The organism is Pseudomonas sp. HR96 (assembly GCF_034059295.1).
Classification (GTDB): Bacteria; Pseudomonadota; Gammaproteobacteria; order Pseudomonadales; family Pseudomonadaceae; genus Aquipseudomonas.
The window spans coordinates 3793153-3819660 of the sequence record NZ_CP139141.1 but is presented as its reverse complement, the minus strand read 5'-3'; the positions used below and the strand labels follow the sequence as shown (position 1 = coordinate 3819660).

Sequence of the window (26508 nt, the reverse complement as noted above, 5' to 3'; positions counted from 1 at the left end):
TTGACGGACAGCAGTTCATGGGCAGAATCCAGGCAGTAGTGGTGGGGGCTTCGGCCGGCGGCGTCGAGGCCCTGCTGACGGTCTATGCCGCGTTGCCGCGCGACTTCGCCCTGCCGGTGATCACCGTGCTGCACCTGCCCGACGACCGTCACAGCCAATTGGCCGAGGTCTTCGAGCGCCGCCTGATGCGCCCCGTACGTCAGGCCGTGGACAAGGCTCCGATCGAGCCCGGGGTCATCTATTTCGCCGGCCCCAGCTATCACCTGTCGGTGGAGCGTGATTTGAGTTTTTCCCTGAGTCAGGAGGAGCGAGTGCATTATTCCCGTCCGGCCATCGACCTGCTGTTCCAGTCGGCAGCCGATGCCTATGGCCCGGCCTTGGCGGCCGTGCTGCTCACGGGCGCCAACGAAGACGGCGCACGGGGCCTGGCAACTGTTGGCGCACAAGGTGGTCTGACTGTCGTCCAGGACCCCGCCGAAGCGCGGGTGGCGGTCATGCCGCTGGCTGCTCTGAAGCTGCTGATCCCTGATCATATTCTCCCTTTGCACGGCATCGGCACTCTGCTTGCCGGGCTGGAACAGGCCCAATGACAACTCCAATAACTGCCAAACTGCTGATCGTCGATGATCTGCCAGAGAACCTGCTGGCGCTCGATGCGCTGATCAAGCAGCCCGACCGGGAGGTGCACAAGGCGCTTTCGGCCGACGAAGCGCTGTCGCTGCTGCTGCAACATGAATTCGCCATGGCCATTCTCGACGTGCAGATGCCGGGCATGAACGGCTTCGAGCTGGCCGAACTGATGCGCAGCACCGAGAAGACCAAGAACATTCCGATCATTTTCGTCAGCGCCGCCGGGCGCGAGATGAACTACGCCTTCAAGGGTTACGAAAGCGGCGCGGTGGACTTTCTGCACAAGCCGCTGGATATCCATGCGGTCAAGAGCAAGGTCAACGTCTTCGTCGACCTGTACCGCCAGCGCAAGACCCTCAAGGAGCAGCTCGACGAGTTGGAGCGCAGCCGCCAGGAGCAGGAAATTCTGCTCAAGGAGCTGCAGGTCACGCAGAACGAGCTGGAGCATGCGGTGCGCATGCGCGACGACTTCATGTCCATCGTTTCCCACGAAGTGCGTACGCCGCTCAACGGCCTTATCCTGGAAACCCAGCTGCGCAAGCTGCACCTGGCCCGGGACAACGCCGACGCTTTTTCCCTGGAGAAGATGCGCGGCATGGTCGAGCGCGACGAGCGGCAGATCCAGAGCCTGATTCGCCTGATCGAGGACATGCTCGACGTTTCGCGCATCCGCACCGGCAAGTTGTCGATTCGCCCCAGCCGTTTCGACCTCGTGCAGCTGACCGCCAACCTGCTGGACAACTTCGCCCCCCAGGTGGCTGCTGCCGATTGCACGGTCGCCCTGCAGGCGGACGAACCGGTGTTCGGCACCTGGGATGAGTTCCGCATCGAACAGGTGGCCTCCAACCTGGTTTCCAACGCCCTGCGCTATGGCGGCAAGGGGCCGATCGAGGTCACCGTGTACGCCCATCAAGGCTTTGCCCGGCTGGAGGTGCGCGATCACGGTATCGGCATCAGCAAGGAAAACCAGGGGCGCATCTTCCAGCAGTTCGAACGCGTGTCGGCCAAGCACGTGGTCGCCGGACTGGGCCTGGGGCTGTTCATTTCCGAGCAGATCGTCGCCGCCCACGGCGGCAGCATCACGGTGGAAAGTGCGTTGGGCGAAGGCTCGTTGTTCCGTGTCAGCCTGCCCTTGTAAACGTACCGACTATTTAGCGACCGGCGGCGCAACCTCTGCAGTGCGCCACGGTCGTATTGGCAGCGATCGACAGTTCCCCAACACAGGTTTTTCATGAGCATAGGTTTTTCATGAGCGAAGATGCACAAGACGTAGTCCTGATCGTCGAGGACGAGCCCGCGATCCTGATGGTACTTGCCGACTATCTCTCGGGTGAGGGCTACCGCGTATTGCAGGCCAAAGACAGTGTCGAGGCGTTCGAGATCCTGGCGACCAAGCCGCATCTGGACCTGATGATCACCGATTTTCGTCTGCCCAACGGCGTGTCCGGAGTGGCGATCGCCGAGCCGGCGGTCAAGCTGCGCCCGGAGCTCAAGGTGATCTTCATCAGTGGCTACCCGGCGGAGATTCTCGAGTCAAACAGCCCGATCGCGCTGAAGGCGCCGATTCTGGCCAAGCCGTTCCCGCTGCAGGATCTGCAGGAAATCGTCGAAAAACTGCTGTCCTGAACCGACCGCTCCGGCACCGGAGCTTGCAGGCGCGGCTGCTCACTGCGCCAGTTGCAAGGCCGGGTCGTCGGGGTTCTGCTGCTCCAGTTCGGCGAGCAGTATCTGCACGTTCTGCAATTGCCCGGTTTCCTTCCAATACCCGATCAACAGTACTCGCGCCTTGCGGTTGGCGGGTTGCCTGCGCAGCATTTCGTCGAGCTGGCGCTGGGCGGCTTCGACCTGCTCCAGGCCGTGCAATGCCAGCGCCAGATCGTAGCGGTAGTCCTGGTTGTCCGGTTCCAGTTCCACCGCCCGGGTCAGCGCCAGCAGGGCGAATTCCGGGGCGCCGTTGCGCAGCAGCCATTGGCCCAGCTGATACTGCAGGAACGCCGATTGCGGGTGGCGCTGCAGCTGGTCGGCGAGGACCTCGCGGGCCTTGTCCGGCTGGTGCTGGCCCTCCAGCACGCTGACTGCGACCGGCACCGTATCGAGGTTTTCCGGTTGCAGCGTGCGCGCCCGTTGCAAGGCCGCGTCGGCTTGGGCATAGGCGTCGTTGTGCAGCTGCACCCGGGCCAGTTGCAACTGCGCGGCGGCATCGTCGGGCTGCTGTTGCAGTGCGCCGATGTATTGATCGAGCACCTTCTCCAGCTCGCCGAAGTACAGGCCCAGGTCGTCAGGCGACAGGTCCAGCAGGGCGCGGGCGGCGTGGAAGCGAATCTCCAGGTCAGGGTCGCTCAACAGCGGGCCCAGCAGCAGGCTGCGTTGGGCACGGGACACCAGCTGCACCAGGCAGTCGATCGCGGCGTGGCGTACCAGCGGCTGATCGCCAGCGAGGTCTGCCTTGGCCAGCTTCAGGGCCTGGGGGCTGGGGTAGTTGGGCAGCTCGGCGAGCAGCCCGGCGCGGCGGATGTCGCTGAGGTCGGTGCGGGCCATTTGCTGATAGAGCAGCCGCGCCGCCCCCGGCTTGCCGTCGTGGGCCGCTTCAAGGGCGATGCTGTAGCTGTGTTGCACGGTGACCGAGGCCGGTACTGGCAAGGGTCTGCCAAGGTGCCAGGCCAACCCTGCAAGCAACGACACCAGCAGGGCGATGGCGGCATAGCGAAAGCGTCTGGGCATGCATCATCCATAGCGCGAGGGTTTGCCGGGCCGCTCAGCTTGGGACAGGTGGGGGGGTGGAGTCAAACGGCATTGCTGGATGTGGGTGTGGGATCGGGACCCACACCTCGCGGTCTTCGCCCGCCCCATGGCCCATCAAACCTGGCGTTCGGGGTTGCTTTGCTCGCCAGCTTCGCCGGCTCCTGCGCGACCGGCCGTTACTTCATCGCCACCACCGGCGGATTCACCGGGCCGCCCACCTGCCAGCCACCGCCGAGCGCCTTGTAGATCGCCACGATGCCGCGGTACAGGTCTGTTTCGCCTTGGGCCTGGGCGTCTTCGGCGCTCAGGCGTTCGCGTTCGGCGTCCAGCAGCACCAGGTAGTCGGTGGTGCCCTCGCGGTACTGGATCGACGCCAGGTTGGCCGCCGCTCGGCTGGACTCGCTCTGCTTGATCAGCGACACCAGGCGTTGCTGGCGCTTGCCGTAGTCGCTGAACGCATTCTCCGACTCTTCCAGCGCCAGCAGCACCTGCTGCTCGTAGGTGGCCAGGGCGCCTTCGGCCTGGGCGTTGGCGCCGCGCAGGCGCGCACGCACGCTGCCCAGATCGAACGCGGGCCAGGTGATGCTCGGGCCCAGGCCCCAGGCGGCGGCTGCGCCCGAGCCGATCTGCGAACCGCGTGCGGCGGTAAAACCAAGAAAGCCGCTAAGGCTGACCCGCGGGAACAGGTCGGCCGTGGCCACGCCGACGTTGGCCGTGGCCGCTGCCAGTTGCCGTTCGGCGCTGCGCACGTCCGGACGGCGGCGCAGCAGCTCGCCGGGATCGCCGATTGGCAAGGCCTTGGAAATCGCCGGCAACTGTTTCGGGCTCAGGTCCACCGTCAACTGCTCCGGTCGCTGGCCGAGCAGGGTGGCGATGCGGTTGCGCTCGCGCACCTGTTCGGCCTGCAGCTGCGGCACGGTGGCTTCCACGGCGGCCAGGCGGGCGTCGGCGCGCACCACGTCGAGCTCGTTGCCTACGCCGTTGTCGCGCAGGCTCACGGTAATGCCGCGCGAATCCTGCTGGTTCTTCAGGTTGTCGCGGGCGATCCGCTCACGCAGCTGCGCCCCGCGCAACTGGCCATAGGCGTCCACCAGCTCGGCGATCATGCTCACCTGCAACTGGCGCAGGTCTTCCAGGGTCGCGTCCTGCTGCGCCTTGCTCGCCTCCAGTTCACGCTGGATGCGGCCGAACAGGTCGATCTCCCAGGCCATGTCCAGGCCCAGGTCGTAGCGCTCCACGCGCACCCGGCTGTCGGTCTCGCCCGGTTGCTGCGAGCGGCCGTTCTGGCTGCTGGCGCGGCTGGTGACCACGGGCAGGTTGTCGTTGGCCACGTCGTCGACGATCGCTCGCGCCGCCTTGAGGCGGGCGAAGGCCACGCGCAGGTCACGGTTGCCCTGCAATGCGCTGGTCACCAGCTGGTTGAGCGTCGGGTCGTCGAATTGCTGCCACCAGACCGCGTCGAACTGCGTGCGGTCGTAGTGCCCCGGCGACTGGCTGTCGTTGACCGCGTCGAGGGTGGCCGCAGCGGTCTGCGGGGTCTTGTAGTCGGGCCCAACCGCGCAGGCGGCGAGGGCCAGGACCAGCAGGCTGGGCAGGAAAAGTTTGACGCGGTTCATCAGTGTGCCTCCCCGGCGACAGTGGTGTGGTGCAGCGCTCGGGCGGCCTTGCGCGCCTCGCTGCGCTCGACGTAACGGCGGATCAGGACAAAGAACACCGGCGTCAGCAGCAGGCCGAAGAAGGTCACCCCGAGCATCCCGGAGAACACCGCGACGCCCATGGCGTGGCGCATTTCTGCGCCGGCGCCGGTGGAAGTCACCAGCGGGATGACCCCCATGATGAAGGCGAACGAGGTCATCAGGATCGGCCGCAGGCGCAGGCGGCAGGCTTCGAGTACGGCAGCCAGCGGGTCGAGGCCTTCCATCTGCTTGTCCTTGGCGAACTCGACGATCAGGATCGCGTTCTTGCACGCCAGGCCCACCAGCACGATCAGGCCGATCTGGGTGAAGATGTTATTGTCGCTGCCCGACAGGATCACCCCGCTGATCGCCGAAAGCAGAGTCATCGGCACGATCAGGATCACCGCCAGCGGCAGGCTCCAGCTCTCGTACTGGGCAGCGAGCACGAGGAAGGCGAGCAGCACGCAGAGCGGGAACACCAGCAGCGCGGTGTTGCCCGAGAGAATCTGCTGGTAGGTGATCTCGGTCCATTCGTAGGTCATGCCGTTGGGCAGTTCGTCCTTGAGCAGTTTTTCCACGGCGGCCTGAGCCTGGCCGGAGCTGTAGCCGGGCGCGGCGGCGCCGTTGATCTCGGCGGTGACGAAGCCGTTGTAGTGCATCACGCGGTCAGGGCCCGCCGTGGGCGTGACCTTGATCAAGGTAGCCAGCGGAATCATCTCGCCCTGATTGTTGCGCACCTTCAGCTGGCCGATCTGGTCCGGCTCCAGGCGGAACTGCTGCTCGGCCTGCACGTTGACCTGGTAGGTACGGCCAAAGCGGTTGAAGTCGTTGGCGTACAGCGAACCGAGGTAGACCTGCAGGGTGTCGAAGATGTCGCTGATCGGCACGCCCAGGGTCTTGGCCTTTTCCCGGTCGATGCTGGCATCGACCTGCGGCACGTTGACCGTGTAGCTGGTGAACAGCCCGGCCAGCTCAGGCACGCTGCGGCTCTTGGCGATGATGTTCTGGGTCTGCTTGTACAGCTCGTCATAACCCAGGTTGCCACGGTCCTCGACCTGCAGGCGGAAGCCGCCGATGGTCCCCAGCCCCTGTACCGGCGGCGGCGGGAAGATCGCCATGTAGGCGTCCTGAATATTGGCGAACTGGCCGTTCAGGGCACCGGCGATGGCGCCCGCCGACAGGCTTGGGTCGCGACGCTCGTCGAATGGCTTCAAGGTGACGAACACCACGCCGTTGTTCGGGCTGTTGGTAAAGCCGTTGATCGACAGGCCCGGGAAGGCCACGGCGCTTTCCACGCCAGGCTGCTTGAGCGCATAGTCGGACATGCGTTTGATCACATCCTCGGTGCGGTCCAGGCTCGAAGCGTCGGGCAACTGGGCGAACGCCACCAGGTACTGCTTGTCTTGCGCCGGCACGAAACCGGTCGGCGTGGTGGCGAAGCCGAAGTAGGTCAGCACCATGAAGCCTGCGTACAGTACCAGGGCAATCCCGCTGCCGCGGATGACCCGCGCCACGGTGCGCACGTAGCCATTGCTGGCCCGCACGAAGAAGCGGTTGAAGGGGCGGAACAGCCAGCCGCCGAGCAGCTTGTCGAGCACGCGCGAGAAGCGGTCCTTGGGCGCGCCGTGGGGCAGCAGCAACACCGCAGCCAGGGCGGGCGACAGGGTCAGCGAATTGAACGCCGAGATGACCGTGGAGATGGCGATGGTCAGGGCAAACTGCTTGTAGAACTGCCCGGTCAGGCCGGAGATGAAGGCCGCCGGCACGAACACTGCGCACAGCACCAGGGCCGTGGCGATGATCGGCCCGGTCACTTCGCGCATGGCCCGCTCGGTGGCGGGCACCGGCGCCAGGCCCAGCTCGATGTTGCGTTCGACGTTCTCCACCACGACGATGGCGTCGTCGACCACGATGCCGATGGCCAGCACCAGGCCGAACAGCGACAGCGCGTTGAGCGAGAAGCCGAACAGGTGCATCACGGCGAAGGTGCCGATCAGCGATACCGGCACCGCCACCAGCGGAATGATCGAAGCGCGCCAGGTCTGCAGGAACAGGATCACCACCAGCACCACCAGCACCAGGGCTTCGAACAGGGTGTGCACCACGGCCTCGATGGAGCCACGCACGAAGATGGTCGGGTCGTAGACCACACTGTAGTCCATGCCTTCGGGGAAGCTCTGCTTGAGCTCGGCCATCTTCGCCCGCACTTCGTTGGAGATTTCGATGGCGTTCGAGCCAGGGCGCTGGAAGATCGGGATGGCCACCGCCGGCTGGTTGTTGAGCAGCGAACGCAGGGCGTATTGGTTGGAGCCCAGTTCGATGCGGGCGATGTCTTTAAGACGCGTGATTTCGCCGTCCGGACCGCTGCGCACAATGATGTTCTGGAACTCTTCTTCACTGACCAGGCGGCCCTGGGTGTTGATCGACATCTGGAAGCTGGTGGCATTGGGCGCGGGTGGCGCGCCGAGCTGGCCGGCAGCGACCTGGCGGTTCTGCTCGCGAATGGCGGTGACCACGTCGGTGGCGGTCAGGTTGCGCGAAGCGGTCTTGTTGGGGTCCAGCCAGACCCGCAGCGAATAGTCGCCCATGCCGAACAGCTGCACGTCGCCGACGCCGCCCAGGCGCGCCAGTTCATCCTTGATGTTGAGGATGGCGTAGTTGGACAGGTAGAGCATGTCGTAGCGTTTGTCCGGCGAGGTCAGGTGGACCACCATGGTCAGGTCGGGCGAAGCCTTGTCCACGGTGATGCCGATGCGCGTCACCTCTTCAGGCAGCTTGGGCTCGGTGCGCGTCACGCGGTTCTGCACCTGGACCTGGGCGTTGTCCAGGTCGGTGCCCAGGGCGAAGGTAATGGTCAGGGTCAGCTTGCCGTCGGCAGTGGACTGGGAGGACATGTACAGCATGTTCTCGACCCCGGTGATGGCCTGCTCCAGCGGCGCGGCCACGGTCTCGCCGATGACCTTGGGGTTGGCGCCGGGGAAGTTGGCGCGCACCACCACGGTCGGCGGTACCACTTCGGGGTATTCGCTGATCGGCAGCTGGAACAGCGAAATGGCGCCGGCGATCAGGATCAGCAGCGACAGCACGGCGGCGAAGATCGGCCGCTTGATGAAGAATTGAGAGAAGTTCATCGCTTGAGTACCTTAATCGTGTGCGGTCGCAACGCTGGCCAGTTTGGCGGCCGGGGCTGGCTTGGCGGGAATCAGGTTGCTGGCTTGCAGCGCCTGGCGTTGTTCGGCCAGGGCGGCGAGGGTCGCAGGGCTGGCCATGTCGGTGCTCTGCGGGTCGACCTGCGAGCCTGGACGCACGCGCTGCAGGCCATTGACGACGATGGTGTCGTCCTTGCTCAGGCCGCTGCGCACGATGCGCAGCCCCTCCAGCTTGGGGCCCAGCTCGACGTTGCGGTAAACGGCCTTGTTGTCCTTGTCCATCACCAGCACGAACTTCTTGCCCAGGTCGGTACCCACCGCTTCGTCCTTGATCAGCATGGCCTGGTAGGTGCCGCTGCCGACCAGCTTGAGGCGCGCGTACAGGCCGGGCGTGTAGCGCCCGTCGCTGTTGTCGAACACCGCGCGGCCGCGGATGGTGCCGGTATTGGGGTTGACCTGGTTGTCGACGAAGTTCATCTGGCCCAGGTGCTTGTTGTCGTCCTCGTTGGACAGGCCCATGTACACCGGGGTGTTCTGGCTGCGCTGGCCGTCGCGGGCGAGCTGGTTGTACTTGAGGAACACGCGCTCGTCGGCGTCGAAGTAGGCGTAGACCTTGTCGGTGGAGACCACCGAGGTCAGCGTCGTGGTATCGGCCGTGACCAGGTTGCCAGCGGTGATCTCGGCACGGCTGACGCGGCCGGAGATCGGCGCGGTGACGTGGGTGAAGCTCAGGTTCAAGCGCGCCAGGTCCAGCTGGGCCTGGATCGCGGCGACCCCGGCGCGGGCTTCCTGGGCGGTGGTGGTGCGAGTTTCGGCAAGCTCGGCGGAGATCGCATTGGCGCTGCGCAGGCGTTCGCCGCGCTGGGCTTCGCTTTCGGCGCGGATCACCGTGGCCTTGACCTGCTGCAGCTGCGCTTCGAGGCGATGCACTTCGGCTTCGAACGGGCGGGGGTCGATCTGGAACAGCAGGTCGCCTTTCTTCACCATGGCGCCATCGAGGAAGGCCACCCGGTCGATCTGCCCCGACACCCGCGGGCGCACCTGCACCGTTTCCGGCGCCTCGAGGCGGCCGGTGACCTCATCCCATTCGGTAACGGGCTGCTCCAGCACCTTGGCCACGCTGACCTTGGGTGCTGGCGGGGCGCTGGCGACCGGTGCGGCCTTGCCGCACGCACTCATCACCACCACAGCGAGCACCGCCAGCGGAAAACGAAAAGATTTAATTGACTGTTCCATGGGCTCGTCCACCAGTTATCGAGAATGGACGGATTCTCTGCGCGCGACCTTCCAACAACGAATCGAACAACCCGAAGATAACTATCACCCGGAATGATATGAGATCGCCACAACCCTTGTAGTACGGGGCTTTCGTAAGCAGGCTAACGATATTCCGCAGCCTCTTTTGCATCCAGGTATGACTGTAATAGACCTTGATATATACCGCCCCAAACGGGTATCGTCAGAGCATCGATTCGCGGTTTTAAATTTCTCTTCATCGCCGGAGCCTCCCATGCCTACGCCTGTGCCGATGGTTGCCAAGCTGTTTTCCAATGGTCGCAGTCAAGCGGTGCGCCTGCCGGCGTCGCTGCGTTTCGACGGCGACGAGGTGTTCGTGCGCCAGGATCCCGAGAACGGCGACGTCATCCTGTCGCGCAAGCCGGCGGGCTGGGACGATTTCTTTGCTTTACTCAAGGACGTGGAAGTCCCGGACGATTTCCTCCGTGACCGGGGCGACGTGCTGCCCCAGGAGCGCGACCCGCTCTGAAGCGTCAGCGCCCATGAAAGGAATCAGCCATGCGTTACATGCTCGACACCAACACCGTCAGCCATATTCTCAAAGGCACTTCAGCAGCCGTGCGACAACGCCTGCTGGCGGTGCCCATGGCGCAGCTGAGTATTTCGGCGGTCACCGAGGGTGAGCTACTGTTCGGCCTGGCCAAGCGCCCGGAGGCGGTGAAGCTGCATCACCTGGTCAAGCAGTTCCTGCTCCGGGTCGACGTCGATCCCTGGGATCGCCGCGCCGCCAGCCACTATGGCGCCATGCGCGCCACGCTGGAGCGCTCCGGCCAATGCCTGGGTAACCTGGACCTGATGATCGCTGCGCACGCGGCGGCCACCGACAAGGTGCTGGTCAGCAACGACCAGGCGTTCGGCAGGGTGCCGGGGGTGCAGGTGCAAGACTGGACGCAAGGCTAGCGGAGTCGGGGAGGGGGCCCGCAGGCCCCCTGCGCGTGTTCAGGTTGGCATCAGGTCAGTTGCTCGGCGAACGCCTTGTCTGCCTCCAGTATGGCGGGCAGCGCCTGGAACAGCAGGTCCAGGTCCACCCCGTCGTACAGCGGCCCGCTGATCGCCTGGCGCGCCTCGGGCGTGGCACCGCCATGGGCCTGCAGTGCTTCGGAGACGGTGATCGACTGCGCCAGGACCCGCGGCAACGGTGCCGCATTGGGCGCCTGCATGGGGTTGTTCTGAAAGGCGATGGCATGCTGGATCAGCGCTGGCAGGTTCCAGCGGCGCGCCAGTTCGGCGCCTACTTCGGGATAGCCAAAGCCCAGCTGCAGGGTTTCATGGGCGGCGTGGCCACCGGCCGACTGACTCCCGCTCGCCGAATTGAGCTGCCCGGCCAGATGCGGCGCGGCGGTCTGGATCAACAGTTCGCCAATGTTGTGCATCACCCCGCAGGTGAACGCGATTTCCGCGTCCAGCCCGGTCTGCCTGGCGATGGCTCGGGCGATGCCGGCGACCTGGAAACTTTTCAACCAGAAACCCTTGAGGTCGAAGGAGGGGTCGGTCTTGAATGCGCCGGTGACGGCGGAGGCCAGCACCAGGGTGCGCAAGGTATTGAAACCCAGGCGCATGGCCGCGTCTTCGATGCTCAGCGACTCGCGCGAGCCACGAAAGCGAGCCGAGTTGGCCAGCCGAAGAATCTTCGCGGCGATCACCGGGTCTTTCTCGATGTTGCGCGCCACGCTTTCCAGGCTGGATGAAGGGTTGTCGAATTGCTGGATCAGATCCTGGGCGACCTTGGGTATGCTGGGCAGGCTGTGCAGATCGGCAAAGAGCTTTTCGATATCCATGGTGAATCCTTGACTTCGGCGGGATACCCCAACGATAGGCAATTTTCACTGACCTGCCAGCCGCTTCGGCGGTTTATTCGAGAGCGGGCAGGTCGCTCAATCCATTTCCCGCGCTACCGATATCCCCGCGCCTGCAGGTCGAACAGCTGCGCATAGCGCCCGCCATCGGCCATCAGGCTGGCATGGTCGCCGCGCTCGAGTATGCGTCCGTGGTCGAGCACGATGATGTGCTCGGCGCTGCGGACGCTGGAGAAACGATGAGAGATCAGCAGCGTCATGCGCCCTTGGGCGTGGGCGCGGAAGTGTTCGAACACCGCCGCTTCGGCACTGGCATCGAGAGCGGCCGTGGGTTCGTCGAGAATCAGCAGGTCGGCGTCGCGGCGCATGTAGGCCCGCGACAAGGCGATCTTCTGCCATTGCCCGCCCGACAGCTCCTGGCCACCGGCGAACCAGCGACCCAGCTGAGTGGCGTAGCCCTGTTCGAGGTCATCGATGAACTCGGCGGCGGTGCCCAGGCGCGCCGCTTCCCGCCAGCGGGCCTGGTCGTCGAAGGCGCGCACGTCGCCGACGCCGAGGTTTTCGCCGACGGCGAATTGATAGCGCAGGAAGTCCTGGAAAATCACCCCGATCCGTTCGCGCAGGGCATCCTCGCGCCACTCCTGCAGGTCGCTGCCATCGAGCAGGATGCGCCCCTGGTCCGGCCGGTACAGGCGGGTCAGGAGCTTGATCAGGGTGGTCTTGCCGGAACCGTTTTCGCCAACCAGCGCCAGGCTGGCACCGGGGCGCAGGTGCAAGTCGATGTCGGCCAGCGCCGCGCGGCCGACACCCGGGTAGCTGAAGCCGACCCCTTCGCAGCGCAGGCCGTCGCCGGGCACACGGCCCTCGGTCAGGTGGCCCTGGCTGGCCTCCACCGGTTGCCCCAGGTACTCGTACAGGTCGGACAGGTACAGGCCATCTTCGTACAGCCCGCCGATGGCCGACAGGCTCGCGCTGATGGCGGCCTGGCCCTGTTTGAACAGCACCAGGTACATGGTCATCTGGCCCAGGCTGGTGCGTCCGTTGACGGTATCCAGTACCACCCAGGCGTAGGCCAGGTAGAAGGCCGAGGTGCCCAGCAGGCCGAGGACGAACCCCCAGCTGTCGCGGCGCAAGGTCAGCCGGCGGTCCTCGACGTACAGCCGTGCGAAGGTCTCGCGGTAACGGCGCAGCAGCAGGTCGGCGAAGCCGAACAACTTGACCTCCTTGATGTTGGCCTCATGGGATAGCAAGGTCTCGATGTACGTCTGCCGGCGAGTCTCCGGGGCGCGCCGGGAGAACAGGCGAAAGGCGTCGCCGGAGAAATGCGCCTCGGCGAAGAACACCGGCAGCGCACCGGCCACCAGGATGGCCAGCGCCCACGGCGAGAAGTGCACCAGCAGCACGCCGAAGCTGACCAGCGAAATCAGGTTTTGCACCAGCCCCAGGCTCTTGGTCACCAGGCCCAGGGGTCGGGTCGAGGCCTCGCGGCGCACGCGCACCAGGCGGTCGTAGAACTCCGAGTTCTCGAATTGCAGCAAGGACAGTTGCTGGGCCTTTTCCAGGATCAGCAGGTTGACCTTCTGCCCCAGTTGCACGCGCAGCAGCGCCTGCTGCACCGACAGCGCTCGCTGGCAGCCAGCCAGTAACGCCAGCACCACGGCCTCTGCCAGCACCCAGCGCAGCACCGGCCACAGCGGCGCACTGCCCTGGGCGGCGTGCAGCTGCATGGCGGCGAGCACGGCGTCGACAATGCGCTGGCCGAGCCAGGCAGCGAGGGCGGGCAGCACGCCGGCCAGCAGCGTGGCCAGCACCAGGCCGATGGACAGGCTGCGCGAAGTGCTCCACACCAGGCCCAGGGCACGCCGGCTCTGGGCGGCAAACGCGGCGATGCGCGAGGCTGCCGCCATCAGACGTGCCTCACGCCTGGAGCCAGGCCATGGCACCCAGCACCAGGCTCAGGCCGGCCGCGCCGTAGGCGACTTTTTCCAGCCATTGCTTGCGGGTCAGCAGGGTAATGGCGGCCAGCGAGATGGCCACCTGGATCGCCATCATTGCCTGGGCCCAGCGGTGATGCGAATGCAGGATGTGTTCGGACTTCTCGTCCCATTCGTGGGCCTGCGCCTCCAGGTCCTCGGCTTTCTTGCGGGCCGCTTCCTTGTCGTTGCGGTAGCGCTCGACTTCGGCCTGATAGTGCGCGGCATCGACGCCTGGAATATGCACCGCCAGTTCGGCCAGGTTCTGCCGACTCGACTTGGCCTGATAGTAGTTCCATTGGTTCGACGCTTCGGTCTTGACGATGGCCGCGTTGTTCTTGTCCATGGCCGCTTCGTTTTCCGTGGAGCCGGCCTGGTAGCTGAGCATGGCGCCCAGGGTCGCCATGATCGCGGTCATCACGGCGATCTTGCTGGCGAAGCCGTCGCCGCTGGCATGTGCATGTTCTACATGATGTTCATGGGGGCTGGGGACTTCGAACTGCTCGGACATGAAAGCGCGTGACCTCTACGTATGCCGGGGCGGTGGCGGCGCGAATATAGGGGAAAAGTACGGGTTCGAACAGGCGTGCTCGCCCAATGGCCACTAATCTTCATGTGCCCCAGCAGCGTCGGCCAGTTTTTTGAACCGCCAGTCACCAGGTCGGTCATTCATTTATTGGGACCGGCGTGGAGCAGTCGTCGGACGACACTCGCGAATAACGATAACAGTCCCGGGCCAACATGATTTCACATCTGCAATTGCGTCAGATCATCGAATCCGCGTTCGTGCCACTGCAATGCCAATGCACGATCGGCGCGGACGGCTTCATGACCGTCAAGGTGGCTGGGGCACAGACCGAACGGGTCTATCTGCTGGCCACCGGGATCAACACCGCACCGCTGGTCAATGTCCGCGCGGTGTCCAATCTGATCGCCGAACTGCGTATCGAAATGCGCGCCAACCGCGATGGCAGGCGGTCCAGCAGCGGGCCGTGAGTAATGGTAGAGTTCGCGCTTTGCCCGACGGTACTTCCCTCATGTCTACACGTTGCGCCTGCAAACTCACGCTGGCATTGCTGTTCTGCTCCCTGGGGCTGGGCGGTTGTGTCGGCTCGGCAATGACCTCGGCGCGCAGCGCCGGCCCGAGCAAGGTGCTGGCCAGCCAGAAACCGGCGCAGCGGGTGGCCGAGTGTGTGGAATATTCCTGGCAGAGTGAGCCGATGTTCGGCATCGATGCCAACGCCTATCTGCACGCTGGCAAGGACGGCGTGTTCACCGTCTATACCCGTGAAGCGGCCTACTTCGTCGATGTACGTGCCCAGGGGACTGGCGCAGCGTTGGACTTCTACGGCCCGGCGCAGCCGAGCCCGGTCACCGACACCCGCCTGGCGGCCGTCGCCACCTGCCTGTAAGCATCGCTCAGGCTTGGCTGCCGGCGCCGCTGGCGCCCGCGAGCTCGCGGCCATACAGCGCGCTGATCCGCCACCAGGCGCCGAGGGCCACCAGCACGCCCAGCAACGCCAGCCAGCCGGCCAGCTCCGGGCGCCGATCGGCCCATTCCAGGGTGTTGGTCAATGAGCAGGGCATGGCGTCGGTGGCGGGGCGGTAGACCTCGCCGGCCAGGTTGGTCAGTTGCCAGACTTTGCCATTGTGCTGCCACATCCGTACGTCTTCGTCGCCGGTGAAGTTCGATTCGCTGCGTTGAAAGCCGCTGCAGGCGCCACCGAGCGGCACCCGGTGCGCGCCGACCATGACCTCCAGGGTGTAGATGCGCGGGTTCAAGGTGCGCACCAGGCGGGTGTGGGCGCGAGTCGACTCCATGCTGTCCAGGCTCGGCATGCTCAGCTGGAAATACCAGGCTTGCAGCAGGGCCGCCACGCACAGCAGCACGCCGCCGCGCAGGATGCTGAACAGCCAGGGGTAGCGGTCGGTGCGGCGACTGCACAACTTCAACCACGCCCGCGGGCTGGCCATTAACTCTTTGACGGTCACGTGCATGGTGGCGGTCCCTGGATGGCCCGGCGGGGGATGATGGCGATTTGTACGGCTCCCATCTGATCGACCCGGGCAGTGCAAACTTTAATCAAATCGCCCGCACGACAGCGTTTTTTCACAAAAGTGCCGTGGCCTCGACGCGAGGTTAACTTAGGTGATGGCTATTTGCTATAGCTGCAACGCCGCAGGTCGCCCATCCGCCTGCCCGGGCTTCAGAAATACCGGGCATGGCCGACAGACAGCGTATTGAATTCAAAGCTCGCTCGTGGCCGGCGTACGCACTCGTGCACGCCAGCTGCGGGCGGCGACTACCGGCGGACGATTCGCCGGCCTGGGGCGCTCGAGATGATGGCAGGACCGATCAAGCTATTTCGCCGGCTCACGGCGCCTTCCGGCGACAACCCTGAGTTGCTCAGGGCGCAGTACCGGGCCCTGGCCGGGCAGCTGCCGATGATGTACCTGATCCTGCTGGTGAACACCTGGGTGCTGGCGGTGACCCACCTGGACACCGCGCCGGGCTGGCTGGCGGTGGGCATTCCGGCGCTGCTCACGCTGGTCTGCCTGCCTCGTGCGCACCTGTGGTGGCGGACCCGCCATGTGCTGCCCGAGGTGCCGCAGATTCTGCACACCTTGACCCGCACCAATCGCTTGTCGCCGTTGTTCGCCGCAGGCTTCGCCGGCTGGTCGCTGGCGCTGTATCCCTATGGCAACAGCTACGCTCAGGGACATGTGGCGTTTTTCATGGCCATCACGGTGATTGTCTGCATCTTCTGCCTGATGCACATGCGCACCGCCGCGCTGATCACCACGGCGGTGGTCAACACCGCGTTCGTGCTCTTTTTCGCTTCGACCCACAATCCGGTGTTCATCGCCACCGCGATCAATATCGTGCTGGTCTCGGGGGCCATGCTGGTGGTGTTGCAGATCCACTACCGCGACTTCACCGCCTTGGTCAACATGCAGGCTCGCACCGAGCGGTTGAGCAATGAAAACATGCGCCTGGCCAACGAGGACAGCCTCACCGGGCTACCCAATCGGCGACAGTTCTTCGGCACCCTGGACGCCTGCCTGCTACGTGCGCGGGGGCAGGAGCAACGCCTGGCGGTAGGGATTCTCGACCTGGACGGGTTCAAGCCGGTCAACGATGTCTACGGCCACAGCGTCGGCGACCGCCTGCTGGTGCAGGTGGGCCAGCGCCTGCTGCGCCTGGCCGACGAGCACACCCACATTGCCCGCCTGGGGGGTGACGAGTTCGCCCTGATCATCACCGACGGCCGCCCCGATGACGCCCTGCGCCGCACCGGCGAGGCGGTCTGCCTGGCGCTGCAGGAGGCCTTCATGCTGGTGGAGGTGCCGATTCGCATCGGCGCCTCCCTGGGTATCGCCACCTACCCGGACATGGCCAAGGGCGCCGCCGAGGTCTATGAGTTCGCCGACTACGCCTTGTACCAGAGCAAGCGCCACAGCAAAGGTGGCATGTGCCTGTTTTCCACCGAGCAGCACGCCCAGCTGCACCGGGATGCGATGACCGAGCAGGCCCTGCGCAAGGCCGATCTGTATGCCGAGTTCCATGTGCTGTTCCAGCCGATCCTCAACTGCGTGACTGGCCAGACCGTGGCGTTCGAAGCGCTGGCGCGCTGGACCAGCCCGGACCTGGGGCCGGTGTCGCCGGCGCGCTTCATTCCAGTGGCCGAACACATCGGCATGATCACCCAGCTGACCTTGCCCTTGCTCACCAAGGCGCTGCAGGCGGCGCGGCAGTGGCCTGGGCAGGTGCGCCTGGCGTTCAACCTTTCGGCCCACGATTGCGCCTCCAGCGCCAGCGTGCAGTCGATCATCGAAGTGATCGATGGCAGCGGGTTCGATCCGTCGCGCCTGGACCTGGAAATCACCGAGACGGCGATCATGCACGACATTGTGCAAGTGCAGCGCGCCATCGCCCGGTTTCGCGACCTGGGGTGCGGGATCTCCCTGGACGATTTCGGCACCGGCTACTCGAGCCTGAGCCAGCTGCACGCGCTCGCCCTGACCAAGTTGAAGATCGACCGCAGCTTCGTCACCGACATTCACTGCAAGCCGGCCAGCTACAAGATCGTCAAATCGCTGGTAGCACTGAGCCAGGACATGGCCCTGGACTGTGTGGTGGAAGGGGTCGAAACCGCGGCGGAGATGGAGGCGTTGCGCAGCCTGGGCTGCACCTGGGTGCAGGGCTTCCTGTTTTCCAGGCCGGTCGCCTTCGAGCAGACCCTGGTCTGGCTCGAAGGCAACGAGGCACTCAGGTCACGGCAACCTTGAGCGGGCGCGATTTCTGCACCTCGGTGCCGAACAGGGCAAGGTTGAGCAGGCTCATGCGCCCGACCGCTTTCTTCAGCAGCACCGGCAGCACCAGGCCGAAGGTCATACTGACCAGGAAGGTCAGCCCGGTCGAGTGGATGTTCAGCTTGTTGAGCAGCATGCGCCCACCGGCCGTGCCGAACACGTGGAACAGGTAGATCTCGAAGGAGTGTCCGCCCAGCCAGGCAAGGGGGGCGAAGTAGCGCCGCTGGGTGATCAGCGTGTAGATGGCCGTCAGGCCCATGATCAGGCCCATTACCTGCAACTCCGGGTCGCTGAAGCTCAGGCGGCCAAGCAGGTAGCCCTGGTCGAGGGTGACCATGGCCAGCAGCACACCGCCCACCAGCCATTGCCCCACCGTGGTGACGAACACTTCACGAAAGCGGAACACGCCCAGCCCGAGCAGGAAGAAGGGCAACAGATGCGCTGCGCGATCCAGGCTGAACAACTCGGGGAACTCGTCGTAGTTGTATGAGGCCACGAGTGCCACTGCGCTCACCACCAGGAATTGGCCCAATGAGCGCAAAAGCCCGGCTTTTTCCAGTACGGCAATCAATGCAAAGATGCAGAGAATCGACTGCAGGAACCAGAAGTGGGCGTAGCCGAACAGGTAGATATGGTACATATCGGCCCAGCGCGGCGGGTTATTGGTGTTGGGCACCAAGGCTTGGGAGATGAAGAACAGCGTCGAGACCACCAGCATCGGTACGGCAATGCGGCGGAACTTGCCCTGGAAGAACACCGACAAGGAACTTGTCGTGCCCACCGGGCGCATTGCGTAGACAAAGCCGGAAATCGCCGTGAACAGCGGCATCCGCACATAAATCAGCGACTCATAGAGGTAACGCAACGTGGAATCGTCGGCGACCCGCATACCCGTGTTCATCGAGTCGCCAATCACGTGACCGGCGACCATGAGAAACAAGGCCAGGCCACGTATCGTATCTATCCCTAGATCTTTTTTCTTCGGGTCAAGAAAATTCTGTCGCATGGGCGAAATCCTTATTCGGGTCCGGTACGGAAGGTGCGGATCCAGTGCCTTCCAGACGACATACAGGAAACCAGCGGCGAGGAACATCCTAGGTTGGGTACAAAACGCATCGCAACTCGGTCATGCTGCGTTGAAACCTGTCCGACCTTCGCTACGGAACATTTGCTACAAAACCTGAGTCATGGAGAATACTTTTCAAAGGATTCTTTGTAAAGTTATTGGCACGGCATCTTGGCAGTTTGCCAAGTCCATCACGCCATATCCTGTAACTCATTGAAACACATGGATTTATTTCGCGCATAAGCAATTTTACCCGGATTTGGCGAGTGCCCCGGTTAGTACAGCAGTACCAACTCGTTACTTGTTCTGGGGTATGGCATATCGCCATGTATGCAGCTGAGATTTCAGTGAACGGCTTGATTCGGCACACTCCTTGCGCCGTAGCAAAACCACTATAGCCCCCACTGACCGCTTGAGTAACGGCTTTGCGGCCCGTTCGTCAGTCAGTGCGCCCGGTGGGACATTCAGCGGCTTTCGGGGACTTGGTCGGTACTGGGTGGTGTCGATATAATGGCCAGGCGTTAAACAACAGGGATGTGCCAGATGTTCAAGATTCTCGCTTCACTGGCCCTGGTATTGGGCCCCAGCGTCATGGCCAGTGCCGACGCGTTCAAATGCGTCGACCCGCAAGGGCATATCACCTTCGCCCAGGTCCCTTGCCCCCCTGAAAAGGGGCAGGCCAGTTGGGCCGCAAGTACGGCGCGAACCCGGCTGTACAGCCTGACCCCCGAAGACGACACGCCGCAGAAGGTCAACGAGAAGGCGATCAAGATTCTGCAGTCCGGTTATAACGTCAAATACAACTACAAGGTCGAGCGGATCGTCACCACCGAGCCGCCACCCCCGCCCAAGCTGGAAAACCGTCCGAGGCCTGCCTACAAGGCGTGCAACAGCGCGGAAAACGCGCGCTATTGCAATGACTGAGCGGGCCCTCAAGGGGCGCGCACCGGTTACCAGAGCGGCGGCGGCGCGCTGAGCGCGGCGCCTATGACCTCCAGCGCGCGCTCGACATCGGCCGCCTGGGTGTAGCGGCCCAGGCTCAGGCGCAGGCTGCCCAGGGCCTGTTGCGGGGTCAGGCCCAGCGCCAGCAGCACGTGCGAGGGCGCGGTGCTGGCCGAGTTGCAGGCCGAGGTCGACGACAGCGCCAGGGCGCCGGCCAGACTTGCCGAATTGAAGCCCGTGCGGTCCACCTGCACGTTGAGCGTATGAGCGATGCGCTGCCTGGCGCAGCCGTTCAGGCGCACGCCGGGCAGCGCCAGCAGACCTTCGCGCAGGCGCCGGCTCAGCGCCCCGAGGCGCGCGACTTCTTCCTCCTGCACGGCGCCGGCCAAGGCGAAGGCGCTGCCCATGCCGACAATCTGGTGGGTGGCCAGGGTGCCGGAGCGCAGGCCCTGTTCATGACCGCCACCGTGCATCTGCGCCTGCAACGCGCCGCGGGCGCGTTCACCCACGTACAGCGCCCCGATCCCCTTGGGCCCATAGGTTTTGTGCGCGGAAAAGGACATCAGGTCCACGGCCAGCTGGCGCAGGTCGATGGCGACCTTGCCGGTGGCCTGTGCTGCATCGACATGAAACAGCGCACCGAGAGCGCGCACGCGCTCGCCGATGGCGGCGATGTCGGTGAGGGTGCCCAGCTCGTTGTTGATCAGCATCAGTGAGACCAACAGGGTATCGGGTCGCAACGCCTCGCTCACCGCCTGCGGCTGGATCAGCCCACGCTCGTCGGGCTGCAGCCAGGTGACGGCAAAGCCCTGTTGCTCGAGAAGTTTGACGGTATCGATGACGGCCTTGTGTTCGATGGCGCTGGTGATCAGGTGCCCACGCCCGGCAGCCTGGGCCACACCCTTGATGGCCAGGTTGTTCGATTCGGTGGCGCCTGAAGTCCAGATCAGGTCATTGGCATCGGCGCCCACCAGTTCGCCCACCTGGCGGCGCGCCTGCTCCACCGCCTGGCGCGCGCTCGCGCCGTAGGCATGGCCACTTGAAGCCGGGTTGCCGAAGTTGCCCGCCTGGCCCAGGCACTCGACCATGGCGTGGATCACGCGCTCGTCGACGGGGGTGGTGGCGGCGTAGTCGAAATACAGGGGGCGGGTGGTCGAGGTCATGGGCTGGATTCGGCGGTGTCTGAAGATGAGTACTAGGCTACCGACGCGGCGGCGCAAAAAAATTGATAAATCCCCGGTTTTTTCCACGGATGGCGAAAATTCATTCTAATAGTCAAGCTATCATTGAAAATCTATTTCACGGAAGACCGTCATGGACAAGTTCGACCGCGCCATCCTGCAGATCCTCCAGGATGACTGCACCCGCCCCGTGGCGGAAATTGCCGAACGCATCGGCCTGGGCAGTACCGCGTGCTGGCGGCGGGTGCAGAAGCTCGAGGAGAGTGGGCTGATCCGCCGTCGCGTGGCGTTGCTCGACCCGCAGGCGCTCAACGTGGCGGTCACGGTGTTCGCTGCCATCCGCACCAACCAGCACAACGCGCAGTGGCTGGAACGGTTCCACGCCACCATCGCCACCCTGCCCGAGGTGGTCGAGTGCTATCGCATGGCGGGCGACACCGATTACATGCTGCGCATGGTGGTTCCGGATATTGCCGGCTATGACGCGGTCTACAAGCAGCTGATTCGCGTGCCGGGCATTATCGACATCAGTTCCAGCTTTGCCATGGAGCGGATCAAATCGACCACCGAACTGCCCTTGCATTATCTGTAGAGCCGGCCCCAGCCGTTCACTGACGGCGGCGTGACCGGTTTCGAAAACTGCATACAACTTTCCTGCCAGGCGTCAATCCGGTAATCTCTCACCACTTCAACAGGGGAAAAAACAGGATGCACAGCAAGCCGCCAAGCAACGTCGACATTGAATCTCGCCTGGTTATCCCCCGCGCGGAAATTCGAGGCAAAGGGGCGTTCATCCTCACCGGCCCCTCCAGCTGCGGCAAGGGTGAGCTCGCCCAGGCGCTCTGCGATGCCCTGAGCATCCCGCAGGAGCGCTGGCTCTCGATGGGCAACATCCTTCGCCACTCCTTCGAGCACGCCAAGGAATACCCCGAATTCGCCGCCACCTTGCAAAGCAAGTACGGCATCAGCGACGCCACACCCATCATCGAATGCGAAGACGCCACCGAAGAGCTGGTCGCCAAGGTCAGCTCGCACCAGGAAGCGCTCGAAGGTTTCCTGAAGGACCGTCGGCCGGCCGGGGCTACCGATATCTGGCGCACCACCAGCCAGCTGGAATGGCTGGAGTACTGCACCATCAACGGTCTGCTGGTGCCCAACCGCTGGACCCAGGCGCTGATCGAGGCGCATATCGAACTGTTCGCCACCGAGGTCGACCAGCCCTTCATCGTCGATGGCTATCCGCGTACCAAGGCGGCCGCCATGCACCTGCTGCAGGTGTTCGAGCGCAACGAGATCCCGGTGCTCAAGGTGTTGCACCTGAGTATCAGCAAGCAGCAGATGCTGCGCCGCGCCGGCAAGCGTCAGCGCATGGACGACAACAATCAGGCACTGCTCAAGCGTTACGAATTCTACGTCGAGAGCGTGCAACCCAGCGTCGACTACCTCAAGGATCAGGTGGGTTCGGACAAGGTCGCGTTGATCGACGCGCACCAGCCGCACTACGACATCGTCGGTGAAGACAAGGTCTTCAACCTTGACCGCTCGATCAACAACGTGGTGTATGCGGCGCTGATCAGCATCGGGCTGTCGAACGTGCTGGCGCGCGCCCTCGTGGCTTCCCGGCAGAACTGAGCAGTGAGGTAGGACCAAGCTTGCTCGGGAACCGGCGCTCACGGTTCCCAGCAAGTTGGGGCCCAAGGTTCTACGTTAAAACGGTTATAACCATCTGCCTATTTATTCTTTTTAAATATCAGAGAAGCGGCGCATCCTTGTTTCACATCCACAGGGAGCACCGTCCATGACCATCAAGGCTATCAACGTTCGTAACCAGTTCCGCGGCACCGTCAAGGAAATCATTGAAGGTCCTGTGGTCTCCGAGATCGACGTGCAGACCCCTGCCGGTATCGTCACTTCCGTCATCACTACTCGTTCGGTCCATGAACTGGAGCTGGTCGTCGGCAGCGAAGTCATCGCCTTCGTGAAATCCACCGAGGTTTCCATCGCCAAATTGTGAGCCAGCTAACCTTCTGTCGAGGAAGGGGGTCAAAGGTTACATTTTCATTTGAACATGTTACCGAAGGTTGCGTAGAATGGGCACCAAGGCAGTCATCGTACAACTGTATGAGCTGACCCACCCAATAATAAAGGCCCGTCCACTAGACGGGCTTTTTGCGTTTTACGCTTTGCCAAACCTTTGATCCGCTTTAAACCATTCCCCGAGAGGTTCCACACCATGTTGCTGCGCCTGGTCTTGATGCTGCTTTCCCAAGCGTTCAAGCGTGTTTCCGCTGGTATTGCGTCGATCCGTCGCGATTCGGCGGTTCTGACTCAAAATGACAATGCTGTCGACGACACCGATGGGTTCAGCAAAAGCGCGGTGATGATCATCGCGGCGCTGGCCCTGTACATCGCCGGCGGCCTGGGTTACTACGCCAAGGTGCACATCTGGGATGGCCTGACCCCGCAGCAGAAAGACTTCGTGGTGCACTCGATGATGGTCGACCAGCAGGTTCTTTAATGCTCGCTGGCACGTCAAACGAAAAAAAGCGCGCCTTGTGCAAGGCGCGCTTTTTTTTCGTCCCGATCAAACCGGGTGCAGTTCCAGCCCATCTTCGTTGACGCTGACCCGATAGCCCGCGTAGTCGTTCAGGCGCGGGTGCTCGGTGTCCAGCGGATGGCTGTGGGTGGCAGTGATCACCGCCACCTTGGCGCCAGCGGCCTGGGCGGCAGTGATGCCGGCCGGTGCATCCTCGAACACCAGGCATTGGCGAATGTCGACGCCCAGACGCTCGGCGGCCAGCAGGAAGCAGTCGGGGGCCGGCTTGCCACGCGGGGCGTCTTCGGCGGTGATCAGCAGCGCTGGCGGTTCGATGCCCGCCGCTTTCAGGCGCAGCAGTGCCAGCGCTCGCGGCGCCGAGGTGACGATGGCCCAGCGCTCGGGCGGCAGGCTTTCGAGGAAGGCCAGGATGCCGTCGATGGCGGCGGTACCTTCGGTGTCGCGCATCTCCTCCTCGAGCACACCCTGGGCCTCGGCGTGCGGGTCGATGCCGGGCAGGTTCTGCCGGCGAATCGTCTCGACGCCCTGCACACCATGAATGGTCGGCAGGAAGGCGGCGACGTCCAGCCCATGGCGCTCGGCCCAGCGCGACCAGACCCTTTCGGCCGAGGCGATGGAAGTGAGCAGGGTGCCGTCCATATCGAAGAGAAAAGCGGCGAATCGCTGTTGGGGATACATGCTGGCTCCTGTGAGGTGTCGGGTTGCAGGCCCGGGCGGGAAAATGGTGCAGAACGGAGTATCGTATAGATCCCGCGCCGAGCCCAACCCTAGCAACGACGAGCCACCTGACGACATGGTCAAGAAAACCGCTGGCACCCCGACTGACGCTGCATCCGCCCCGAAAAAAGCTGCCAACCTGACCCTGATCGATGTGGCCAAGGTGGCCGGAGTGTCGCCGATCACTGTGTCACGCGCGCTGCACCGGCCCGAAGTGGTCAGCGAAAAGGCCCGTGAGAAGGTCATGGCAGCGGTGCGCCAGACCGGCTACGTGTCGAATATGCTCGCCGGCGGCCTGGCGAGCAACAAGAGCCGCCTGGTGGCGATTTTCCTGCCGACCATCGCCAACTCGATCTTCGCCGACACCGTGCAGGCGCTGATGGACCGCCTCACCGAGGCCGGCTACCAGACCCTGCTGGGCCTCACCGGGTACTCCGCCGAGCAGGAGGAGAAACTGTTGGAGGCCGTACTGGGTCGGCGCCCCGACGGCATCGTTCTGACGGGCACCCTGCACACAGAATCCAGCCGCTTGCGCCTGGCGCAGTCGGGCATTCCGGTGGTCGAAGCCTGGGACCTCAGTGAAGACCCAGTGGACATGCTCGTCGGCTTTTCCCACGAAGGGGTAGGGCAGGCCACCGCACAGCATCTCCTGGCCAAGGGCTACCGGCGTTTTGCCGTGGTCACCATCGGCGATCCACGCGGCCTGCGCCGGTGCCACAGCCTGATCGCAGAACTGCAGCGCCAGGGGCACGACGCGGTGCCGATGCAGGTACTGACACCTCCGGCGACCCTAGAAGTCGGCCGCGCCGGCCTGCGTCAGCTGCTCGAGCAGGGCGCGTCGCCCGACGTGGTGGTGTGCAGCTCCGACACCATCGCTCAAGGCGTATTGGCCGAAGCGGCGAGCCGTGGCTTGCAGGTGCCCGGGCAACTGGCGGTGATGGGCTTCGGCGACCTCAGCAGCGCTGCGCAGGTCTACCCGGCACTCTCCACCGTACGGGTCGACGGCCACAAGATTGGCCAGCAGGTGGCATCAGCCTTGCTCGAGTGCTTCAAAGATCCACTGCGCAGCGCCGGCCCGGTGCGCATCGACACCGGCTTCACCCTGATCGACCGACAAAGCACCTGAGCTTGGTGTTGCGGGTCCAGCGACGAACGGTACCTTGAATGATTGCGCAATCACTGTAGGATTTTCAGCAGTCGGGCTGCCCAGCCCGTTCTTTTGGCTGATTGATGATTGCGCAATCAATCAACCTGCCGTCATTGCTGCCATTACTCATAACAAGGAAAACTGTCATGCCCACCGCTCAGACCCCGCTAAGCTGCGCCGATGACGACCGCATCGCCTGGCTGCGTGTTTCTTCCGTGTTCCTGCCGCTGGCCAACCCGATCAGCGACGCCAAGGTGCTGACCGGGCGGCAGAAGCCGATGACCGAAATCGCCATGCTGTTCGTCGAGATCCAGACGCAGGACGGCCACGACGGCCTGGGTTTCAGCTATTCCAAGCGCGCCGGCGGGCCCGGCCAGTTCGCCCATGCCTGCGAACTGGCGCCGGGGCTGATAGGGGAGAACCCCAGCGACATTGCCAAGCTGTGGACCCAGCTGTGCTGGGCCGGCGCTTCGGTGGGCCGCAGTGGCCTGTCGACTCAGGCCATCGGCGCCTTCGACGTCGCGCTCTGGGACCTCAAGGCCAAACGCGCCAACCTCTCGCTGGCGCGCCTGCTGGGCGCCCAGCGCGATTCGGTGCGCTGCTACAACACCTCGGGAGGCTTCCTGCACACGCCGCTCGAACAACTGCTGGACAACACCGACCTGTCTCGGGAAAAGGGTATCGGCGGTATCAAGCTGAAGGTGGGTCAACCCGACAGCGCCCTCGACCTGCATCGCGTGGCCACAGTGCGCAAACACCTGGGCGAGCACTTCCCGTTGATGGTCGACGCCAACCAGCAATGGGACCGCCCGACCGCCCAGCGGATGTGCCGGCGTTTCGAAGAGTTCAACCTGATCTGGATCGAGGAGCCGCTGGACTGCTACGACGCCGAGGGCCACGCCGCGCTGGCCCGGCAGTTCGACACGCCGATCGCCACCGGGGAGATGCTCACCAGCGTTGCCGAGCATGCCGAGTTCATCAAACTGCGGGGTGCCGATTTCCTGATGCCCGATGCACCCCGGGTCGGCGGTATCACGCCATACCTTAAGGTTGCTGCCATGGCCGAGCAGGCCGGGCTGATGCTCGCGCCACACTTTGCCATGGAACTGCATGTGCACCTGGCGGCGGCCTATCCCACCGAGCCTTGGGTGGAACACTTCGAATGGCTGGAACCGTTGTTCAACGAGCGCCTGGAAACGCGCGATGGTCGCATGCAGGTGCCCAGGCGCCCCGGCCTTGGCCTGTCGCTGAGCGAGCGAGTGGCGGGGTGGACGGCGCAGCAGTTCGAAGTGGGCAAGCGCGGCTGATCCGGTGCTCGCTTG

Annotated in this window: 26 protein-coding genes; 15 read left to right on the top strand and 11 right to left on the bottom strand. The window is 64.0% G+C overall.

All coding sequences use genetic code 11. The features are described from left to right. Positions 1–17 precede the first annotated feature (17 nt). The 3 genes from SFA35_RS17010 to SFA35_RS17000 all read left to right on the top strand — a co-directional run bounded on the left by SFA35_RS17010 (position 18) and on the right by SFA35_RS17000 (position 2256). Entirely contained in the window at positions 18–590 is a 573-nt protein-coding gene (locus SFA35_RS17010; protein WP_320571708.1) for a chemotaxis protein CheB, read from the top strand. After that, positions 587–1768 carry a hybrid sensor histidine kinase/response regulator gene (locus SFA35_RS17005; protein WP_320571707.1) on the top strand — a complete coding sequence of 394 codons (1182 nt, stop codon included), beginning with the start codon at positions 587–589 and terminating at the stop codon, positions 1766–1768. Before SFA35_RS17010 ends, SFA35_RS17005 begins: the two co-directional genes overlap by 4 nt. 110 nt (positions 1769–1878) lie before the next feature. Further along, the gene (locus SFA35_RS17000) at positions 1879–2256 is read left to right on the top strand and encodes a response regulator (RefSeq protein ID WP_320571706.1); all 378 of its coding nucleotides are present in this window, start codon (positions 1879–1881) and stop codon (positions 2254–2256) included. A gap of 39 nt (positions 2257–2295) precedes the next feature. Here SFA35_RS17000 and SFA35_RS16995 read toward each other — a convergent pair whose 3' ends face one another. From SFA35_RS16995 to mexE, 4 genes are all read right to left on the bottom strand, one after another. Beyond that, positions 2296–3351 carry a hypothetical protein gene (locus SFA35_RS16995; protein ID WP_320571705.1) on the bottom strand — a complete coding sequence of 352 codons (1056 nt, stop codon included), beginning with the start codon at positions 3349–3351 and terminating at the stop codon, positions 2296–2298. 197 nt (positions 3352–3548) lie between these two features. Continuing rightward, entirely contained in the window at positions 3549–4988 is a 1440-nt protein-coding gene (locus SFA35_RS16990) for a TolC family protein (RefSeq protein ID WP_320571704.1), read from the bottom strand. After that, the gene (locus SFA35_RS16985; RefSeq protein ID WP_320571703.1) at positions 4988–8179 is read right to left on the bottom strand and encodes an efflux RND transporter permease subunit; all 3192 of its coding nucleotides are present in this window, start codon (positions 8177–8179) and stop codon (positions 4988–4990) included. Before SFA35_RS16985 ends, SFA35_RS16990 begins: the two co-directional genes overlap by 1 nt. A gap of 12 nt (positions 8180–8191) precedes the next feature. After that, positions 8192–9433 carry a multidrug efflux RND transporter periplasmic adaptor subunit MexE gene (gene mexE, locus SFA35_RS16980; RefSeq protein ID WP_320571702.1) on the bottom strand — a complete coding sequence of 414 codons (1242 nt, stop codon included), beginning with the start codon at positions 9431–9433 and terminating at the stop codon, positions 8192–8194. 274 nt (positions 9434–9707) lie between these two features. Between mexE and SFA35_RS16975 the strand changes: the two genes are divergently transcribed. Together SFA35_RS16975 and SFA35_RS16970 are read left to right on the top strand one after the other, a co-directional pair. Continuing rightward, entirely contained in the window at positions 9708–9962 is a 255-nt protein-coding gene (locus SFA35_RS16975) for a type II toxin-antitoxin system VapB family antitoxin (protein ID WP_320571701.1), read from the top strand. A 29-nt stretch (positions 9963–9991) separates the two neighbouring features. Beyond that, positions 9992–10393 (top strand): type II toxin-antitoxin system VapC family toxin, encoded by a 402-nt coding sequence (locus SFA35_RS16970; protein ID WP_320571700.1) that lies wholly within the window; start codon positions 9992–9994, stop codon positions 10391–10393. 50 nt (positions 10394–10443) lie between these two features. Here SFA35_RS16970 and SFA35_RS16965 read toward each other — a convergent pair whose 3' ends face one another. The 3 genes from SFA35_RS16965 to SFA35_RS16955 form a co-directional block, all read right to left on the bottom strand. Further along, positions 10444–11271, bottom strand: coding sequence for an HDOD domain-containing protein (locus SFA35_RS16965; RefSeq protein ID WP_320571699.1), 828 nt, complete (start codon positions 11269–11271; stop codon positions 10444–10446). A gap of 113 nt (positions 11272–11384) precedes the next feature. Next, complete coding sequence (locus SFA35_RS16960) at positions 11385–13196, bottom strand: ABC transporter ATP-binding protein (RefSeq protein WP_320571698.1); 1812 nt, start codon at positions 13194–13196, stop codon at positions 11385–11387. A gap of 10 nt (positions 13197–13206) precedes the next feature. Next, positions 13207–13773, bottom strand: a complete 567-nt coding sequence (locus tag SFA35_RS16955; protein ID WP_320571697.1) for a DUF4337 domain-containing protein — start codon at positions 13771–13773, stop codon at positions 13207–13209. 230 nt (positions 13774–14003) lie between these two features. Here SFA35_RS16955 and SFA35_RS16950 point away from each other — a divergent pair, with 230 nt between their 5' ends. Continuing rightward, positions 14004–14258, top strand: a complete 255-nt coding sequence (locus SFA35_RS16950) for a DUF1652 domain-containing protein (RefSeq protein ID WP_320571696.1) — start codon at positions 14004–14006, stop codon at positions 14256–14258. 41 nt (positions 14259–14299) lie between these two features. After that, the gene (locus SFA35_RS16945) at positions 14300–14674 is read left to right on the top strand and encodes a hypothetical protein (protein ID WP_320571695.1); all 375 of its coding nucleotides are present in this window, start codon (positions 14300–14302) and stop codon (positions 14672–14674) included. A 7-nt stretch (positions 14675–14681) separates the two neighbouring features. Here the strand turns inward: SFA35_RS16945 and SFA35_RS16940 are convergent, their stop codons facing one another. Continuing rightward, positions 14682–15260, bottom strand: coding sequence for a hypothetical protein (locus SFA35_RS16940; RefSeq protein WP_320571694.1), 579 nt, complete (start codon positions 15258–15260; stop codon positions 14682–14684). A gap of 342 nt (positions 15261–15602) precedes the next feature. Here SFA35_RS16940 and SFA35_RS16935 point away from each other — a divergent pair, with 342 nt between their 5' ends. Continuing rightward, a complete protein-coding gene (locus tag SFA35_RS16935; protein ID WP_320571693.1) occupies positions 15603–17552 on the top strand; it encodes a putative bifunctional diguanylate cyclase/phosphodiesterase in 1950 nt (649 codons plus the stop codon). On the opposite strand, the gene SFA35_RS16930 is transcribed toward SFA35_RS16935, so the two are convergent. Beyond that, complete coding sequence (locus tag SFA35_RS16930) at positions 17533–18582, bottom strand: acyltransferase (protein ID WP_320571692.1); 1050 nt, start codon at positions 18580–18582, stop codon at positions 17533–17535. The two genes, SFA35_RS16935 and SFA35_RS16930, sit on opposite strands and share 20 nt — an antisense overlap. 603 nt (positions 18583–19185) lie before the next feature. Here SFA35_RS16930 and SFA35_RS16925 point away from each other — a divergent pair. Further along, a complete protein-coding gene (locus SFA35_RS16925; RefSeq protein ID WP_320571691.1) occupies positions 19186–19566 on the top strand; it encodes a DUF4124 domain-containing protein in 381 nt (126 codons plus the stop codon). Positions 19567–19592: 26 nt separating this feature from the next. Here SFA35_RS16925 and SFA35_RS16920 read toward each other — a convergent pair whose 3' ends face one another. Next, the gene (locus tag SFA35_RS16920; RefSeq protein ID WP_320571690.1) at positions 19593–20747 is read right to left on the bottom strand and encodes a cysteine desulfurase family protein; all 1155 of its coding nucleotides are present in this window, start codon (positions 20745–20747) and stop codon (positions 19593–19595) included. A gap of 151 nt (positions 20748–20898) precedes the next feature. On the opposite strand from SFA35_RS16920, the gene SFA35_RS16915 reads away from it, so the two are divergent. The 4 genes from SFA35_RS16915 (at position 20899) to SFA35_RS16900 (ending at position 23283) form a co-directional block, all read left to right on the top strand. Beyond that, on the top strand, positions 20899–21357 hold the full coding sequence (locus SFA35_RS16915) for an Lrp/AsnC family transcriptional regulator (protein WP_320571689.1): 459 nt from the start codon (positions 20899–20901) through the stop codon (positions 21355–21357). Positions 21358–21473: 116 nt separating this feature from the next. Next, entirely contained in the window at positions 21474–22397 is a 924-nt protein-coding gene (locus tag SFA35_RS16910) for a nucleoside monophosphate kinase (protein WP_320571688.1), read from the top strand. Between the two features lie 166 nt (positions 22398–22563). Further along, positions 22564–22779 carry a TOBE domain-containing protein gene (locus SFA35_RS16905; protein WP_320571687.1) on the top strand — a complete coding sequence of 72 codons (216 nt, stop codon included), beginning with the start codon at positions 22564–22566 and terminating at the stop codon, positions 22777–22779. A 219-nt stretch (positions 22780–22998) separates the two neighbouring features. Beyond that, entirely contained in the window at positions 22999–23283 is a 285-nt protein-coding gene (locus SFA35_RS16900; protein WP_320571686.1) for a hypothetical protein, read from the top strand. A gap of 66 nt (positions 23284–23349) precedes the next feature. Here the strand turns inward: SFA35_RS16900 and SFA35_RS16895 are convergent, their stop codons facing one another. Then, positions 23350–24000, bottom strand: a complete 651-nt coding sequence (locus SFA35_RS16895) for an HAD-IA family hydrolase (protein WP_320571685.1) — start codon at positions 23998–24000, stop codon at positions 23350–23352. 115 nt (positions 24001–24115) lie between these two features. Between SFA35_RS16895 and SFA35_RS16890 the strand changes: the two genes are divergently transcribed. Together SFA35_RS16890 and SFA35_RS16885 are read left to right on the top strand one after the other, a co-directional pair. After that, the gene (locus SFA35_RS16890) at positions 24116–25165 is read left to right on the top strand and encodes a LacI family DNA-binding transcriptional regulator (protein WP_320571684.1); all 1050 of its coding nucleotides are present in this window, start codon (positions 24116–24118) and stop codon (positions 25163–25165) included. Positions 25166–25332: 167 nt separating this feature from the next. Further along, a complete protein-coding gene (locus tag SFA35_RS16885) occupies positions 25333–26493 on the top strand; it encodes an L-talarate/galactarate dehydratase (protein ID WP_320571683.1) in 1161 nt (386 codons plus the stop codon). The last annotated feature ends 15 nt before the right edge of the window (positions 26494–26508 follow it).